General features: G+C 65.6%; 17 protein-coding genes. 13 read left to right on the forward strand and 4 right to left on the reverse strand.

Features of this window, described 5'->3' with window-relative positions:
- Positions 1 to 67: 67 nt before the first annotated feature.
- Positions 68 to 1801 (forward strand): methyltransferase domain-containing protein, encoded by a 1734-nt coding sequence (locus EDE12_RS16710; protein WP_026600162.1) that lies wholly within the window; start codon positions 68 to 70, stop codon positions 1799 to 1801.
- Between the two features lie 37 nt (positions 1802 to 1838).
- Here EDE12_RS16710 and EDE12_RS16715 read toward each other — a convergent pair whose 3' ends face one another.
- On the reverse strand, positions 1839 to 2207 hold the full coding sequence (locus EDE12_RS16715) for a hypothetical protein (RefSeq protein WP_024878717.1): 369 nt from the start codon (positions 2205 to 2207) through the stop codon (positions 1839 to 1841).
- 4 nt (positions 2208 to 2211) lie between these two features.
- Positions 2212 to 3504: a L,D-transpeptidase family protein gene (locus tag EDE12_RS16720; RefSeq protein WP_036291401.1), complete on the reverse strand. Its 1293-nt coding sequence runs from the start codon at positions 3502 to 3504 to the stop codon at positions 2212 to 2214.
- Between the two features lie 266 nt (positions 3505 to 3770).
- Here EDE12_RS16720 and EDE12_RS16725 point away from each other — a divergent pair, with 266 nt between their 5' ends.
- The 6 genes from EDE12_RS16725 (at position 3771) to EDE12_RS16745 (ending at position 8799) form a co-directional block, all read left to right on the forward strand.
- The gene (locus EDE12_RS16725) at positions 3771 to 4328 is read left to right on the forward strand and encodes a sigma-70 family RNA polymerase sigma factor (protein WP_026600164.1); all 558 of its coding nucleotides are present in this window, start codon (positions 3771 to 3773) and stop codon (positions 4326 to 4328) included.
- Complete coding sequence (locus EDE12_RS16730; RefSeq protein WP_026600165.1) at positions 4325 to 4963, forward strand: NrsF family protein; 639 nt, start codon at positions 4325 to 4327, stop codon at positions 4961 to 4963. Before EDE12_RS16725 ends, EDE12_RS16730 begins: the two co-directional genes overlap by 4 nt.
- Complete coding sequence (locus EDE12_RS16735) at positions 4957 to 5697, forward strand: TlyA family RNA methyltransferase (RefSeq protein ID WP_026600166.1); 741 nt, start codon at positions 4957 to 4959, stop codon at positions 5695 to 5697. The genes EDE12_RS16730 and EDE12_RS16735 overlap by 7 nt, the downstream gene beginning before the upstream one ends.
- Positions 5697 to 6965 (forward strand): methyltransferase, encoded by a 1269-nt coding sequence (locus EDE12_RS16740; RefSeq protein WP_198029898.1) that lies wholly within the window; start codon positions 5697 to 5699, stop codon positions 6963 to 6965. Before EDE12_RS16735 ends, EDE12_RS16740 begins: the two co-directional genes overlap by 1 nt.
- A gap of 241 nt (positions 6966 to 7206) precedes the next feature.
- A complete protein-coding gene (locus EDE12_RS22490; protein ID WP_256367021.1) occupies positions 7207 to 7329 on the forward strand; it encodes a hypothetical protein in 123 nt (40 codons plus the stop codon).
- A gap of 135 nt (positions 7330 to 7464) precedes the next feature.
- The gene (locus EDE12_RS16745; protein WP_245267434.1) at positions 7465 to 8799 is read left to right on the forward strand and encodes an FAD-binding oxidoreductase; all 1335 of its coding nucleotides are present in this window, start codon (positions 7465 to 7467) and stop codon (positions 8797 to 8799) included.
- On the opposite strand, the gene EDE12_RS16750 is transcribed toward EDE12_RS16745, so the two are convergent.
- Both EDE12_RS16750 and EDE12_RS16755 read right to left on the reverse strand, forming a co-directional pair.
- Positions 8777 to 9433, reverse strand: a complete 657-nt coding sequence (locus EDE12_RS16750) for a hypothetical protein (protein WP_024878724.1) — start codon at positions 9431 to 9433, stop codon at positions 8777 to 8779. The genes EDE12_RS16745 and EDE12_RS16750 overlap by 23 nt on opposite strands.
- 59 nt (positions 9434 to 9492) lie before the next feature.
- The gene (locus EDE12_RS16755; protein ID WP_024878725.1) at positions 9493 to 10026 is read right to left on the reverse strand and encodes an invasion associated locus B family protein; all 534 of its coding nucleotides are present in this window, start codon (positions 10024 to 10026) and stop codon (positions 9493 to 9495) included.
- A 388-nt stretch (positions 10027 to 10414) separates the two neighbouring features.
- Here EDE12_RS16755 and coxB point away from each other — a divergent pair, with 388 nt between their 5' ends.
- The 6 genes from coxB (at position 10415) to EDE12_RS16785 (ending at position 15834) form a co-directional block, all read left to right on the forward strand.
- The gene (coxB, locus tag EDE12_RS16760; RefSeq protein WP_245511942.1) at positions 10415 to 11251 is read left to right on the forward strand and encodes a cytochrome c oxidase subunit II; all 837 of its coding nucleotides are present in this window, start codon (positions 10415 to 10417) and stop codon (positions 11249 to 11251) included.
- Positions 11252 to 11306: 55 nt separating this feature from the next.
- Positions 11307 to 12974, forward strand: a complete 1668-nt coding sequence (gene ctaD / locus EDE12_RS16765) for a cytochrome c oxidase subunit I (protein ID WP_024878727.1) — start codon at positions 11307 to 11309, stop codon at positions 12972 to 12974.
- A gap of 154 nt (positions 12975 to 13128) precedes the next feature.
- Complete coding sequence (locus tag EDE12_RS16770) at positions 13129 to 14067, forward strand: heme o synthase (RefSeq protein ID WP_024878728.1); 939 nt, start codon at positions 13129 to 13131, stop codon at positions 14065 to 14067.
- Positions 14068 to 14079: 12 nt separating this feature from the next.
- Positions 14080 to 14265: a hypothetical protein gene (locus EDE12_RS16775; protein ID WP_024878729.1), complete on the forward strand. Its 186-nt coding sequence runs from the start codon at positions 14080 to 14082 to the stop codon at positions 14263 to 14265.
- A gap of 7 nt (positions 14266 to 14272) precedes the next feature.
- Complete coding sequence (locus tag EDE12_RS16780) at positions 14273 to 14863, forward strand: cytochrome c oxidase assembly protein (protein ID WP_026600171.1); 591 nt, start codon at positions 14273 to 14275, stop codon at positions 14861 to 14863.
- A gap of 107 nt (positions 14864 to 14970) precedes the next feature.
- A complete protein-coding gene (locus EDE12_RS16785; RefSeq protein WP_026600172.1) occupies positions 14971 to 15834 on the forward strand; it encodes a cytochrome c oxidase subunit 3 in 864 nt (287 codons plus the stop codon).
- Positions 15835 to 15863 lie beyond the last annotated feature (29 nt).

Here is a 15863-nt window from a genome sequence, read left to right on the forward strand (position 1 = left end):
GTGGACAGCACCCGCTACGCCATGAGATAAACGGGCCAGCCTTCAGGTTTCGGAGCGATGGTGGCCTATGCCAAAGATTGTCGACTGTGTCATCGGATTCAACGAAATTGACATGCTCATGGTGCGGGTCGCCGAGCTCACCAATGTGGTCGACGCTTTCGTCGTCGTTGAATCCTCGAAGACGCATACCGGCGCGGCCAAGCCGATATTGCTCCGTGACGCGGTCGCCGAGCTGCGCGACGCCGGCTATGACATTCTCCATTATTTGATCGACGACATGCCCGGCTCCTTCGGCAGCGCGCGCGAGCTCGGATGGATCGTCGAAAATCTGCAGAGAAACTGCATTCTGCGTCCCCTCTCCTTGATGGGCCTTCCCGACGACGCCATCATCATGGTGTCGGATATAGACGAGATTCCGCGCGCCGAATGCGTGAAGCAGCTTCCCGCGCTGCTCGACAATCCGCGCAACATCGCCATTTTCGAGATGGTGATGAAGAAATATTTCGTGAACAATGAGACCATCAGCCACTTCAACAATCTGCCTTGGCTCGGCACGGTCGCCTGCCAATATGGCCTGCTGAAGAACATCATGCCGCAAGGCGCGCGCATCGGCGATCCGATCAGCCCGCGCAGCGGCTGTCTCAATCTCGGCTATGACCGAGAGCTCTATTCCTATGAGCGCAGAGTGCCGAATGGCGGCTGGCATTTCTCCAGCATGGGCGGCATGGAGGCGCTCGCGCTGAAGATGCAATCGATCGTCGAGCGCACGCGCGACAACACGGAGGCGGTGGCGAAGCCGACGCGCTTCGGCAAGCACAATCATCGCGGCTTCCGCGAGTCGAACGCAGAGGTCGTCGCCAAATTCCTGGCCGAGCACACGCCCGAGCTGAAGAATGTGAATTCGCCGACCCTGAAGGATGTCGCCGAGCTCGACATTCCCGATGTGCTGAAGACGTCGCCGCGTCAATTCGACTTTCTGTTCTATTTCACCGAAGCGATCGACGAGAACAGCGCGCCCATCGATGAGCTGCCGCCGATCGAGAAGCTCGCCTATCCCGGACCGCTGCTCAATTACGCGCCCAACTCCATCGAGCGGATTCGCGGGCATATGAGCCTCGCCGGAAAGAATGTGCTGCTCGTCGGCTATTCGGAGGCGCAGGCGCAATCGCTGATGGAGCAGGAGCACATCGCCTCCGCCAAGCGCCTCGCTCTGTGGGAAGACCACATCGACGCGCAAGGCTCCGCCTTCCCGGTCATCATCGGCGATATTTGCGGCCGCACCTCATTCGACGACAGCTCCTTCGACGCTGTGGTCTTCATGTCGGTGTGGGAGCATATGCACGATATCGAAGGCGCGTGCCGCGAATCGGCGCGCCTCACCAAGAATGGCGGCGTCGTCTTCACCGAGTTCGGCCCGGTGTGGACGGGCGCGACCGGCCATCATCTCTATCTCGACGGCGGCAATCCGGCGCTCGATTTCACGCAGCGTCAGCTGCCGAGCCATATGCATCTGCTCTATGATCGCGAGACGATCGCGCGTTATCTCTCGGATCATCGCGGCATTCATCCGCATCATGCGGATCGCGCGGTCGAGTTCATCTTCGACTCCGACAACATCAACCGCCAGCCTGCGCCGGCCTATTTCAAGGCGGCTCAGCACTTCCGTCCGATCGTGACCGAGGATTATGTGTCGCCGGTGCGGTCGGACATTCTGCGCCATTTGCGCGCGCGCTGGCCGCAGATCGATCGCTTCGATCTCGATGGCGGCGCATGGGCCTTCGCCGTCGACAAGCCGTCCTAAAGACGCGAGAGCGTTTCCAGCCGAAGTAGACGCCGGTTCAGCTGAAGAAGCCACGGAACAGCCAAGCGACGCCGGCGAAACCCGCGAGACCGAGCGCGACGACCATCGTCGCCGCCGGCGCGCGCGCCATCGTCGGATTGCTCGACAGCAGGACGCGTCCGACGAAGCTCGTGGCGAAAGCTGCGGCGACCAGGGTCGCGACGATCAATGAGATCATCTCGCCGAGCCCGCAGCGCGGTTCGCTCGGGTGGTCGAAGAGCGGCCGCGCCAAAAACGCGATGACTGCGAGCCAGAGGATCGACACGGCGGCGAGCGAGCGCCATCCGCGCGTCGCGAGCACCGAAGCGAAGGGAATGAGATAGAATGCGAGCAGGAGCAGGATCGTGAGCGCCTGCTCCCAACGCATTCGCTCAGTTCTCTTCCTCGCCGAACACCGGCAGCAGCTGCGGCGAGCGGGAGGCTTGCCGGGACGCCACGGGCGTCGGGGCGGGGGCCGATTGCTGCGGGATGGAGGCGGTGAGGCCGAGCCCGTCGCGCTGATAAATATCCTCGCGGAACTGCATCACACCGTCGGGCGTCGCCCAGGCGGTGACATAGACCCAATAGACCGGCACGGCGGGGGAAATCTTCACATCGATGCGCTCGCCGGAGCGGATCGCCTCGTCGATATGGTCGCGGTCCCAGCCGGGCGTCTCCTTCAGCAGCCAGGCGACATAGTCGCGCACATTCTGCAGGCGGATGCAGCCGGAGGAGACGAAGCGGAAGTCGTCGCCGAAAATGCCCTTGGCCGGCGTGTCGTGCATATAGACGCCGTAAGGGTTGGCGATGTCGATGCGCACCACGCCGAGCGAGTTGAAATCGCCGCCCGTGTCCTGGCGGAACTTGTAGTTCAGCGCCTCGAGCGAGTTCCAGTTGATCTGCTGCGGGGAGAGCTCGACGCCCTCCTTATTGTAGACGCGGATGTGATTGTCCGAGAGATAGTTGGAGTCCGCCTGCATCTTGGGGATCAGATCCTTGCGGATGACGGAGGCGGGCACGGTCCAGAACGGGTTGAAATTGACCTGGATCGCCTTGGTCTGCATCACCGGCGACTGGCGGTCGATCTTGCCGACGCCGGCCGTGTGATGGGTGACGACGGCGCCGTTCTCCACCGTCTCCACAGTGGCGGCGGGGATGTTGGCCGTCACATAGCGATTGCCGAGATCGCGCGAGAAGCTGCGCAGGCGCACGAGATTGGTCTCGAGCTGACGCAGGCGCAGCTCGGCGGAGACATTGAGCGCGGCGAAGGTCTGCGTCGAGACGACGCCCGTGGCGTTGACGCCGTGGCGCGCCTGGAAGCGGCGCACCGCGGCCTCCACGTAAGAGTCGAAGACGGGGCTCGTTCCGGCCTCGGCGCCGATGTCGCCCGAGACGATGAGCCGGCGGCGCAGCGCCGAGACGGCGGGGCCGTTGGAGCCGAGCCGCAGCTGCTGGCCGGCCGGCACCATGGGCCAGCCGCCGCGCGCGACGATCTCCTGCAGCTGCGCCATGGCCGTTTCGGTCGCGGCGACGGTCTGCGTGGAGAGGATGGGCGTCGTCGAGCGCGAGACGGTCAGTCTCGGGTCGGCGTCATAGCGCTGCGCCCATTCGGCCTGGCCGTCATAGGCGTCGCCCGCGGCGATCGCCGCCTGTGTCCCGGCGCCGGCGAGCGCGAGAACGCTCAACGAAAAGACGGACTTCGAAAACCTACGCAAGGGGAAGCTCCAATCCGACTGCGCCCGCGGCGGGCGAGGCCGCTGTCGCGCGGCGCGTCGATAGATTTGCGATTCTTTCGTTAAGAAGGCGCGAATAGTCCGGCGTTTTTGTGACGCGCCATGAAAATCCGGGAACCGAAAAACGAAAATCCGGGAACCGAAAACGCGCCTCTCGACGCATCCCCCGCGCATGACGTAACGAGAGAGCGCTTTTTCACGAATGGCAAGGTGGGCATTTGGGAGCGCGAGACGCCGAGGAGGAATGGGCCGTGCTGATGCGCGCCGCCATAGCGGGCGATTCGGGCGCCTATCAGAGGCTGCTGCTGTCGCTGACGCCGACGCTGCGCGGCGTCGCCCGGCGTGACTGCGCGCGGCTCGGCCTCGATGTCGGCGAGGCCGAGGATATCGTGCAGGAGACGCTGCTCGCCATTCATTTGAAGCGCGACACTTGGGATATGGACCGGCCGATCTCGCCGTGGATCATGACCATAGCGCGCAACAAGCTGATCGACGCGCGCCGTCGCCGCGGCGCAAAATCGCCGCTGCCGATCGACGACGCCTTCGATCTCGCGGCGCCCGAGGCGGCGGACGATGGCGTCGATCGCCAGGATGTCGATCGACTGCTCGGCGGGCTCGGCGAGCGTCAGCGCGATCTCGTGCGCTTCCTTTCGATCGACGGACATTCGGTGAGGGAGGCGGCCGAGCGCTATCGAATGAGCGAGGGCGCGGTGCGCGTCGCTCTGCATCGCGCGATCAAGGCTCTGGCGGCGCTCTATCGGAGGGGCGAGAAATGAGAACGGAAGAGCTGATCGGCGCGCTCGTCGCGGACCATGCGCCCTCGCGCTTTCGCTTCGCGCAGATTTTCGTGGGCGCGCTCGCGGCCGCCGCCATCGTCGCCGCGGCCATGCTCCTCGCCTTCATCGGCGTGCGGGCCGACCTCGGCGAGGCCGTGCACACGCTGCGCTTTCTCGCCAAATTCGCGGTGACGCTCGGCCTGCTCGCCGCCGGCGTCGGCCTGCTGCGGCGGCTCGCCACGCCCGGCGTCGAGCCGGGCTATTGGCGTTTCGCGCCTTTGCTGGCTCTGCTCGCGCTCCTCCTGGCGGTCGGCATCGAGCTCATTGCCGCGCCGGCGGACAGCTGGGGCGCGCGGCTCGTCGGCCACAACGCCCGCGCCTGCGTCCTGTTCATTCCGCTGATCGCGACGGGGCCGCTCGCCATACTCATGCTGGCGCTGCGGCGCGGCGCGCCCAGCCGGCCGGCGGTCGCCGGGGCGGTCGCCGGCCTCGTCGCCGGCGCGCTGGCGGCGAGCTTCTACGCCACCCATTGCACGGATGACAGCCCGCTCTTCGTCGCCGTCTGGTATTCGCTGGCCATCGCCCTCGTCACTCTTGCCGGAGCGGCGCTCGGCGCGCGATTGCTGAGATGGTGAGCGCGCAGGGGCCGCTCCGCGCCGATGTGGCTTTGTGCGAGCGCGGCTTTTTCGAGAGCCGGGCCAAGGCGCGCGAGGCGATTCTCGCCGGCCTCGTCGAGGCGGACGGCCGCAGAATCGCCAAGCCGTCGCAGCTCGTCGCGCCCGGCGCGGAGATCGTCGCTCAGGCCCCGCATCCTTACGTTTCGCGCGGCGGCGTCAAGCTCGCCCATGCGCTGGAGGCTTTCGCCGTCGATGCGCGGGACCGCTATTGCCTCGATGTCGGCGCCTCGACCGGCGGCTTCACCGACGCGCTGCTGCGCGCCGGGGCGCGCCATGTCGTGGCGGTGGACGTCGGCCACGACCAATTGCACGAGCGGCTACGGCGCGATGCGCGCGTCGCCTCGCTGGAAGGGCTGGACGCGCGCGCTCTGACGCGCGCGCATCTGGCCGAGGCGCCGTCGCTGATCGTGATCGACGCCAGCTTCATCTCGCTGGCGCTGGTGCTGCCGCCGGTGCTACCGCTCGCGGCCGAGGGCGCGAGCCTCCTGGCTCTGGTCAAGCCGCAATTCGAGGCCGGCCGCAGGGCGGGCAAGAAGGGCGTCGTGCGCGACGAGGCCATCCACGCCGAGGTCTGCGCGCGTATTGCCACGGAGGTCGAGGCTTTGGCCTGGCATGTGCTCGGCGTCATCGCCTCGCCGATCGAGGGCGGCGACGGCAATCGCGAATTTCTCCTCCATGCGCGGCGGGCCTGATGTTGCAAAGATTGGTCATCGAACGTCTCGGCCATAAGGGCGAGGGCGTCGCCCGCACGGAGGAGGGGCTGGTCTTCGCGGCATTCGCTCTGCCGGGCGAGACGGTCCTCGCCGAGGTGGAGGGCGAGCGCGCCCGTGTCGTGGATATTCTCGAGCCGTCGCCGGATCGCATCGAGGCTTTCTGCCCGCATTACGGCGTTTGCGGCGGCTGCGCGGTGCAGACCTTGGCCGCGCCCGCCTATGCGCAATGGAAGCGCGGCCTCGCGGAGACGGCGCTGCGCAACGCCGGCCTCGACTGGCCGGTCGAGCCGCTGATCGACGCCCATGGCGCCGGGCGCCGGCGCGTGACCTTCCATGCTCGTTATGAGAAAGGCGCGGCGCGCGTCGGCTTCATGCGCGCGCGCTCGCATGATCTCGTCGAGATCGACGCCTGCCCATTGCTCGAGCCGGGCCTCGCCGGCGCCCCTGCCGCGGCGCGCGCTCTGGCGCAGGCGCTCGCCAGTCGCGGCAAGCCGCTCGACCTCGCCGTAACCGCGGCGACCGGCGGGCTGGATATCGACATTCGCGGCGCCGGCGAGCTGGAGGAGCGCGAGACTCTGGCGCTGCTGGAGCTCGCCGAGACCCTCGATCTCGCCCGTCTTGCCAATCATGGGCGGCTGGTGACGTTGCGCCTCCCGCCCGGGGTGATGATCGGCAAGACGCAAGTCTTCCCGCCGCCCGGCGCCTTTCTGCAAGCGACGGCGGAGGGCGAGGCCGCCATCGCCCGCCTCGTCGCGCAGGGCGTCGGCGAGAAGGCCAAGCGCGTGGCCGATCTCTTCTGCGGCGTCGGCGCTTTCGCGCTGCGGCTCGCGGCGCAGGCGCAAGTGACGGCGATCGATTCGGATGTGGCCGCGGTGGAGGCGCTGGACCGCGCCGCCCGCACGGCGAGGGGGCTGCGGCCGATCTCGTCGCAGGCGCGCGATCTCTTCCGCCGTCCGCTCGACCCTCAGGAGCTGAGCCGCTTCGACGCGGTCGTCTTCGATCCGCCGCGCGCCGGCGCGCTGGCGCAGGCCGAGGCGCTGGCGGCCTCCGCCGTGCGTCGCATCGTCGCCGTCTCCTGCGATCCGCAGAGCTTCGCCCGTGATGCCGCGGTTTTGAGCAAAGGCGGATATGCCGCAAAATTCATCACGCCGATCGACCAATTTCGGCATTCGCCGCATCTCGAGCTGGTCGCTCTCTTCGAGCGGGGGTCCGAGATCGCGCCGCGCCGGCGGCTATTGTCGCGCTGACGCGAGCGCTGGCGGCGCGCAATTTTTCGTGCGCCCACCTATGGCGGAATGGCCCTGCAAATCCTACATTCCGTCGATGCATTTCATGTGACAACGGACGGTTTTCAGAAAGTGTTTCGGGGCTGGGCGGGGAATTTGTCTTGCCAGCCCTGTCGAGTTGGGCATAGGATTTGCGTCCATGTCCAGCGTGGGGAGCCGGCTCCTCGGGAGGCTAGGCTCGAATCTGGAAGGAGATGGTCACATGAATGCGCTTCTCGCCGCAACATTGTGCAGTATCGTCCTCGGCGGACTTCCTGTCGCCGCCGCCGCTTATGTGCGGGTCCGCCGCACCGATGAAGCGCATCGTCGTCGTCGCCACTGGTGACCTTCTTCGAAGGGTCTCCCACAATCGAGGCAATCTTCGCTGACCGCCGTCGAAAAAGGACGCGATGACACGGGGCTGCTCGATCGCCTGAGCGCGATCGTGGGACGTGGCGGCGTCATCGTCGATCCCGGCGATATGGCCGCCTATCTCCGTGAGCCGCGCGACGCGTTTTTCGGCCGCGCTCCTTGCATCGTCAAGCCGCGAAGCGCCCGCGAGGTCGCTTCCGTTCTCGCCCTCTGCAATGAGGCCGGCGTCGGCGTCGTTCCGCAGGGCGGCAATACAGGCCTCGTCGGCGGCCAGACGCCCGACGACAGCGGCGCGCAAATCGTGCTGTCGCTGCAAAAGCTCGACAAGATTCGCGAGGTCGATCCCGCTTCCGACACGATGACGGTCGAAGCCGGCGTCATTCTCGCCAATGTCCAGGCCGCAGCGGAAGCCGCCGGCCGCTATTTCCCGCTCTCGCTCGGCGCCGAAGGCAGCTGCACCATCGGCGGCAATCTCGCCACCAACGCCGGCGGCGTGCATGTGATCGCCTATGGCGCGACGCGCGATCTCGCGCTCGGGCTCGAGGTGGCGCTCGCCGATGGGCGGCTGCTGTCCGGTCTCTCCAAGCTGCGCAAGGACAATACCGGCTATGACCTCGCCCATTTGTTCATCGGCTCGGAGGGCACGCTCGGAATCATCACCGCCGCGACGTTGAAGCTGTTTCCCCTGCCGCGCTCGCGCGCCACCGCTTTCGTCGGCCTTGCCGATCCGCACGCGGCGCTGAGCTTGCTGACGCTCGCTAAAGCGCGCGCCGGCTCGGCGCTGGTCGCCTTCGAGCTGATTCCGCGCATCGGCGTCGACTTCACGACGCGCCATATCGCCGGGGTTCGCGATCCGCTCGCCGGCGCGCATGGCTGGTATGTGCTGATGGAGCTGGCCTCGCCCGCCGAGAGCGGCGTCGAGGAGCTGCTGACCGACTTGCTCGGCGAGGCGATGGAGCAGGGCATAGCCGAGGACGCCGCCCTCGCCGCGACGCTGGAGCAGCGCGCCGGCCTATGGAAGCTGCGCGAGACTCTGCCGGAGGCGCAAAAGCCCGAGGGCGCTTCGATCAAGCACGATGTCTCCGTGCCGCTCGAATCGATTCCGGCCTTTCTCGAGGAGGCGAGCGCGCGCGTCATCGCCCATGCGCCGGGCGCGCGGCCGACGCCCTTCGGCCATATGGGCGACGGCAATATCCACTATAATATCTCGCAGCCCGAGGGCGCCGATCGCGCCGCCTTCCTCGCCCGCCGCGAGGAGATCAATGAGATCGTCCACGGGCTGGTGACGAAATATGCGGGCTCGGTCTCCGCCGAGCATGGCGTCGGCGTGCTGAAGCGCGATCTGCTGCGCAGAGTGAAGGACCCGGTGGCGCTCGAGCTGATGCGCGCGATCAAATCCGCGCTCGACCCGAAGGGAATCCTCAATCCGGGGAAGCTTCTGTAGTGCGGGCGTGGCGCTTGCGGCGCTTTTGCGCCGGGGCCGATTTGTCCGCCGCGCCGCCTTCGAAGCCGACGAGAATCTCGTAATCATCGGCCGCTTGCGCGCCGAGATAGGGGACCGCCAAAGGCTCCGAGATCACGCGGAACTCGCCGCGCGCGGCGCCGGCGGGAACGCTCGCCGACACGTGATAGGTCTTGGAGGCGAGGATCGATTCGTCCTTCTGCCGCCGCGCGGCGATCTTCAGCGCGCCGGAGAAAGAGCCGGGCTGTCCGCTCGGGCCGAGCACGGCCGCGCCCTCCACGCCAACCTTTATGAGAATCTGATCGCCCGACACGGTGCATTCGCGCGCGAGATGCGACAGCGAGAGCTGATAGCGCACCGAGGAATTATCCGCGCCCGGCGGAACGCGCAGCGTCGCCGCGCCGGTGTCGACGAGAATTTCCGGGCAGTCCACCGCCGCGCCGGGAGCGGCCTGCACGGGCCGATCGGATTTTTGCGGCTCTTTCTCGCCGCCGTCGAAGACCGAGAGGGGATTGGGCAGGTCGAAGGCGCGGGCGCCGCTCGCCGCGAGCCCCGTCGCCACGCCGGAAATCGAGAGAATCGCAAAAAAGCGCCGCATCATCGGTCTCGTGTCCATCGGCCCTCTCATTCTTCAGCCCGCCACTCGGCGGCGCATGAGAAACGCCATTACCGCCATCACGGCAATTTGGCGAATCCCTCCTTGAAGCCGGCGAGCGACAAGGGCAGGCCGACGCCCTCGTCCGGCGTCAGATAGATGACGAAAGTGGCCGTCTTGCCGTTCTTGAGCTGGTCGACGAGCGCATCGTCCATCACCACATCGGCGACGCAGCCCGACGGCAGGCAGCGCACGAAGCCGGTGTCGCCGATGCGCGTCTTGTCGATGGTGAGGCCGAGGCCCTTGATCAGCAAGACATTCAGCGGCGCGATGACGCGCAGCAGCCGGCTCTTGCCGTCGCTGGTCTTCAGCACCACGACGACGAGATTGACATTGGCCTTGTCCTCCGCGGCGACGCTCTGAATCAGAGCGCATTGCTCGGCAGCCGCGCCGGCCGGCGTCTCGCAGCGAATCTCCCAATCGCCATATTTCGATTTGACAGCCCCCTGCGCCGCGGCGGGCGAGGTCGCAGACCATGCTGCGACTGCGAAAAACAGCCCCGCGACCACATGTCGCAACCTCGCGAGCCGGAGAACGGCGGCGTGCGGCCTCATTTTCGCTCCATCTTTTCTTCGATGCGGATTCCTATGGCCCTTAGGATCGAAACCGGGCCAAAACGGGGCGTTACGAAAAACCTCGAAGGTCCGGTCCTGCGTAGCAAATGGCCGCCCGCTGTCAAGCGGCGGGGCGCCGACGCCGCAATTTTGCGCAGAGGCAGGTGGCGCGACTTTTTGTCAGGCACACTGTGGCGCCGCAGCGATTGCGCGGCGCCGCTGTTTGTGGTTGAACCCGCGTGGGAATACCTGACGGGCCGGATTTGTGGCGGGTTCGGGCCGATCTATAGCTACCGGATAACAAAATCATAACGACCTTGTTCCTGAGGTCCGAGAGGCGATCTTCATGCTCATCGGCAGACGACCCACACTCCGCCGCGCGGCCTTGATGGCCGGCGCCGTATCCTCCCTGCTCCTGCTCGCGGGCGTCGCATCCGCCGAGGTGATCGGCCAGCCCTCGCCGGGAGGTCTCGGTCTTCCGACGACGGTGACGGAAGTGGGCGCCGAGACGCAGTTTTTCTACAATGTCATTCTGCTGCCCATTATCAGCTTCATCGGTCTCTTCGTTCTCGGCCTTCTCATTTACGTCTGCTGGCGCTTCAACGAGAACGCCAATCCGGTTCCCTCCAAGCTCACCCATCACACCGGCCTCGAGGTCGCCTGGACGCTGGTTCCGGTGCTGATCCTGGTGTTCATCGCCATCCCCTCCTTCCGCCTGCTGGCGCATCAGGTCGAGATTCCCGAGCCGAAGGTGACGATCAAGGTCACTGGCAATCAATGGTACTGGTCCTACGCCTATCCCGAGGATCAGGGCGGCGGCTTCTCCTTCGACCAGTTCCTGAAGTCCGATGCCGAGCTGAAGCCCGAGAATGGCGATGTCCGCCTGCTCTCGGTCGACAATGAGGCGGTGGTGCCGGTCGGCGAGGTCGTCAAGCTGCAGGTGATCGCCTCCGACGTGATCCACTCCTACACGATTCCGGCCTTCACCGTCCGCATCGACGCAGTGCCCGGCCGCCTGAACGAGACGTGGTTCAAGGCCGAGAAGGAAGGCATTTTCTACGGCCAGTGCTCGAAGATCTGCGGCAAGGATCATGCGTTCATGCCGGCCGCCATCCGCGTCGTCTCCAAGGAGAAATACGCCGAATGGCTGGTCGAGGCGAAGAAGAAGTTCGCCCAGGCCGACGTCGGGCGCGTGCGCGTCGCCGACGAGAGCGCCGCGCGCTGACCTTCTCGCATCGCCCAACCGAACAAAAGCCAAGCATTCTTCGAGGATCACGACCATGGACGCCATCTCGACCGAGGCGGGGGCCCACCACGACCATCCCACCGGCCTGCGCCGCTTTCTCTTCTCGACCAACCATAAAGACATCGGCACGCTCTATTTGATCCTTGCCGTCGTCGGCGGCCTCATCGGCTTCCTGATGTCCATGGCCATTCGCGCCGAGCTCGCGCATCCTGGCATCTCGGTGTTCCCGGGCATTTCCGCGCTGCTGCACGGGACCGACCCGACCAATCTCGACGCGGCCAAGAATCTCTACAATGTGTTCATCACCGCCCATGGCGTGCTGATGATCTTCTTCTTCGTCATGCCGGCGCTGATGGGCGGCTTCGCCAATTGGTTCGTGCCGATCATGATCGGCGCGCCGGACATGGCCTTCCCGCGTCTCAACAACATCTCCTTCTGGCTGCTCGCCGTGGCGCTGGTGCTGGTGGTGCTGTCGACCTTCGCGGAGGGCGCTCCGGGCTCGCTCGGCTTCGGCGGCGGCTGGGTGTTCTATCCGCCTCTGTCGTCCAACACGGGCCACCCCGGGCCGGCGATGGATTATGTGATCCTGTCGCTGCATCTGGCCGGCGCCTCGTCGATCCTCGGCTCGATCAACTTCATCACCACCATTTTCAACATGCGCGCGCCGGGCATGACGCTGCACAAGATGCCGCTGTTCGCCTGGGGCATGCTGGTGACGGCCTTCCTGCTGGTGCTGACCCTGCCCGTGCTCGCCGGCGCCATCACCATGCTGCTGACGGACCGCAACTTCGGCACCACCTTCTATGATCCGGCGGGCGGCGGCGATCCGATCCTGTTCCAGCATCTGTTCTGGTTCTTCGGCCATCCGGAAGTCTATGTTCTGATCCTGCCGGCCTTCGGCATCATCAGCCACATCGTCTCCACCTTCTCGCGCAAGCCCGTGTTCGGCTATCTCGGTATGGCCTACGCCATGGTGTCGATCGGCTTCCTCGGCTGCATCGTGTGGGCGCACCACATGTATACGGTCGGCCTGTCGCTCAACGCGCAGCGCTATTTCGTCTTCGCCACAATGGTCATCGCGGTGCCGACCGGCATCAAGATCTTCTCTTGGATCGCGACCATGTGGGGCGGCTCGATCTCCTTCCGCGCGCCCATGTGGTGGGCGATCGGCTTCATCTTCGTGTTCACGCTCGGCGGCGTCACCGGCGTCGTGCTGGCCAACGCTTCCGCCGACCGTCAGCTGCACGAGACCTATTACGTCGTCGCCCACTTCCACTACACCATGTCGCTCGGCGCGGTGTTCGGAGTCTTCGCGGGCTTCTACTACTGGTTCCCGAAGATGACGGGCTACATGTACAACGAGACTCTGTCGAAGGCGCATTTCCTGCTGCTCTTCGTCGGCATCAATCTCGTCTTCTTCCCGCAGCACTTCCTCGGCCTCGCCGGCATGCCGCGCCGCTATATCGACTATCCGGACGCGTTCGCGCTGTGGAACTATTGGTCGTCGGTCGGCGCCGCCATCGCCGCGGTCAGCGTCCTGCTCTTCTTCTACACGGTCGCGGAGGCCTTCCTGCGCAAGCGTGAGGCGGGCAATAATCCCTGGGGCGTGGGCGCGACGACGCTCGAGTGGACGCTGCCCTCGCCGCCGCCCTTCCATCAGTTCGAGACCCTGCCGCGCATCACCGGCTCGGGCCACCACTGAGGCAATTCCTCCGGCCGCGGCGCAAGCTGTCGCGGCCGGAGCGATCCGGCTCTTCTCCCGGGACGAGAGCCCCGCGAGACCTTCGGAACGATCTGTGCAAGACGATCGTCGAAAGATCGAGAACGAGAACGATCGCCAATAAAAGAGTGAGAGCATGAGCGACGCCTCCTTCATCCTCGACGAAGCTTCGGCCCCGCGCGCGCCCGTCGCCGCGCCGGGCGATTATTTCGCTCTGCTGAAGCCGCGCGTGATGTCGCTCGTCGTGTTCACGGCGCTCGCCGGCATTCTGCTGGCGCCGACTGCTCCGCATCCTTTCATCGCCTTCGCCTCGCTGCTGGCCATCGCCGTCGGCGCGGGCGCGTCCGGCGCTCTCAACATGTGGTACGACGCCGATATCGACCGGCTGATGACGCGCACGCGCCGCCGGCCCATTCCCGCTGGCCGTCTCGGCCGCGAGGAGGCGCTCGCCTTCGGCCTCTTCCTCTCCATAATGGCGGTGTTCACGCTCGGCCTGGTCGCCAATTGGCTGGCCGCCGGCCTGCTCGCCTTCACCATCTTCTTCTATGTCGTCGTCTATACGATGTGGCTGAAGCGCTCGACGCCGATGAACATCGTCATCGGCGGCGCGGCCGGCGCGCTGCCGCCCGTCGTCGGCTTCGCCGCTGCGACCGGCGCCGTCGATCTTTCCAGCGTCATTCTCTTCGGCATCATCTTCATGTGGACGCCGCCGCATTTCTGGGCGCTTGCCCTGGTCAAGCGCGAGGAATATGGCGCCGCCGGCATTCCCATGCTGCCCAATGTGCATGGCGAGACGCGCACCCGCCTTGAGATCCTCGTCTATTCCATCGTGCTCGCGCCCATCGGCGTCGCGCCCTATCTGCTCGGCTTCGCCTCGCCGGTTTATGGCGTCGTCTCGCTGCTGCTCGGCGCGGCGCTGTTCGGCTGCGCCATCGAGGTCTATCTGCGCCGCGAGGGCGAGAAGGCGCGCCGCGCGGCGATGCGCCTCTTCTTCTTCTCCATCGTCTATTTGTCCCTATTGTTCATGGTTCTGGTGATCGAGAGGCTTCTCGCCCTCTCGTCCTGGCTCGCTTGAGCGGAGCAACCCATGACGATCGGCCGACCCGAAGACACATCCGAGCCGCGCGAGGGCGTCGTCCTCACGCCGGAACAGGCGAAGAGCCGCCGCGCCCGCAACATAGCGATCGGCGTCGCCGTCGCCCTGTTCGTGGCGCTCTTCTATTTCGTCACCATAGTGAAGCTCGGCGGCAACGTCGTGCCGCGGGCCGGGTGAGGTCGTGATGGGCGCGGATCATAGAGAGAAAGGCCACGGCCGGGGCGCCTTGCTGCTGATCGGCGGTTCCGTGGCCATGCTGATTCTGTCCTTCGCCTCGGTCCCGCTCTATCGCGCCTTCTGCTCGGCCACCGGCTTCGGCGGCACGACGCAGGTCGCCAAGCTCGCGCCGGCCAAGCCCGGCGAGCGCAGCATCGGCGTGCGCTTCGACGCCAATGTCGCGCGCGATCTGCCCTGGCGCTTCGAGCCGGAGACGCCTCGCATCGTGGTGCGCACCGGCGAGACCGCGACAATCTATTACAAGGTCGTCAATCTCTCCGATCAGGAGACGAGCGGCGTCGCGGCCTACAATGTCAGCCCGGATCAGGCCGGCGCCTATTTCGACAAGCTCGCCTGCTTCTGCTTCTCGGAGCAGAAGCTCGCGCCGCATGAGAGCGCCGAATGGCCGGTGGTGTTCTTCCTCGATCCGGCGCTCGAAGCCGATGAGACGATGCGCCACGTCGAGGAGATCACGCTCTCCTATTCCTTCTTCGCCTCCAAAAAGCCCAAGGAAGCAAAGCCCAAGGAGGCGGCGAGCGGCGTAAAGCCGAAGACGTGACGTAAAAAGAATGCGACGGGGGGCGTCCGCGGCGGGGCGAACCACTCGAGCGAATGGAGCCCTGTGAACGAGACCGGCCCGGCCGGCGAAATCTCGAGGATACTGATATGTCGGACGGACACGCGAAACCAAATCACGATTATCATCTCGTCGATCCGAGCCCGTGGCCGCTCGTCGGCTCGCTCTCCGCGCTGTTCACCGCGATCGGCGCTATCTATTGGATGAAGGGCCTGCCGCTGCTGGGCGTGAAGATCGGCGGCCCGCTGCTGTTCAGCGTCGGATTCGCCGGCATTCTCTTCACCATGTGGTCATGGTGGAGCGACATCATCCGCGAGGCCGAGCATGAGGGCCATCACACCGCGGTCGTGCAGTTGCATCACCGCTATGGCGTGATCCTCTTCATCCTCTCCGAGGTGATGTTCTTCGTCGCCTGGTTCTGGGCCTTCTTCAACTCGGCGATCTTCCCGGCCGATCCGCAGCAGTTCGCCCGCACCGAGCTGTTCCAGGGCGTGTGGCCGCCGCATGGGATAGAGGTGCTCAATCCCTGGCATCTGCCGCTGCTGAACACGGTGATCCTGCTCACCTCCGGCGCGACGCTCACCTATGCGCATCACGGCCTGCTGCACAACAATCGCGACGCGCTGAAGAAGGGCCTCATCGCCACTATCGCGCTCGGCCTGATCTTCACCTGCGTCCAGGCCTATGAATACGCCCATGCGCCCTTCGCCTTCAAAGGCTCGATCTATGGCGCGAGCTTTTTCATGGCGACCGGCTTTCACGGCTTCCATGTGATCGTCGGCTCCATCTTCCTCATCGTCTGCCTCGCGCGCACGCTCGCCGGCCAGTTCAAGCCGGATCAGCATCTCGGCTTCGAGTTCGCCGCGTGGTATTGGCATTTCGTCGACGTCGTTTGGCTGTTCCTGTTCGCCTCCATCTATGTGTGGGGCAACTGGGGCGGCCATATGGAGTGACCAGGACGAGCCCATCTCGGCTTCCTCGA

It is taken from the genome of Methylosinus sp. sav-2, assembly GCF_004366495.1.
Taxonomy (GTDB): domain Bacteria; phylum Pseudomonadota; class Alphaproteobacteria; order Rhizobiales; family Beijerinckiaceae; genus Methylosinus.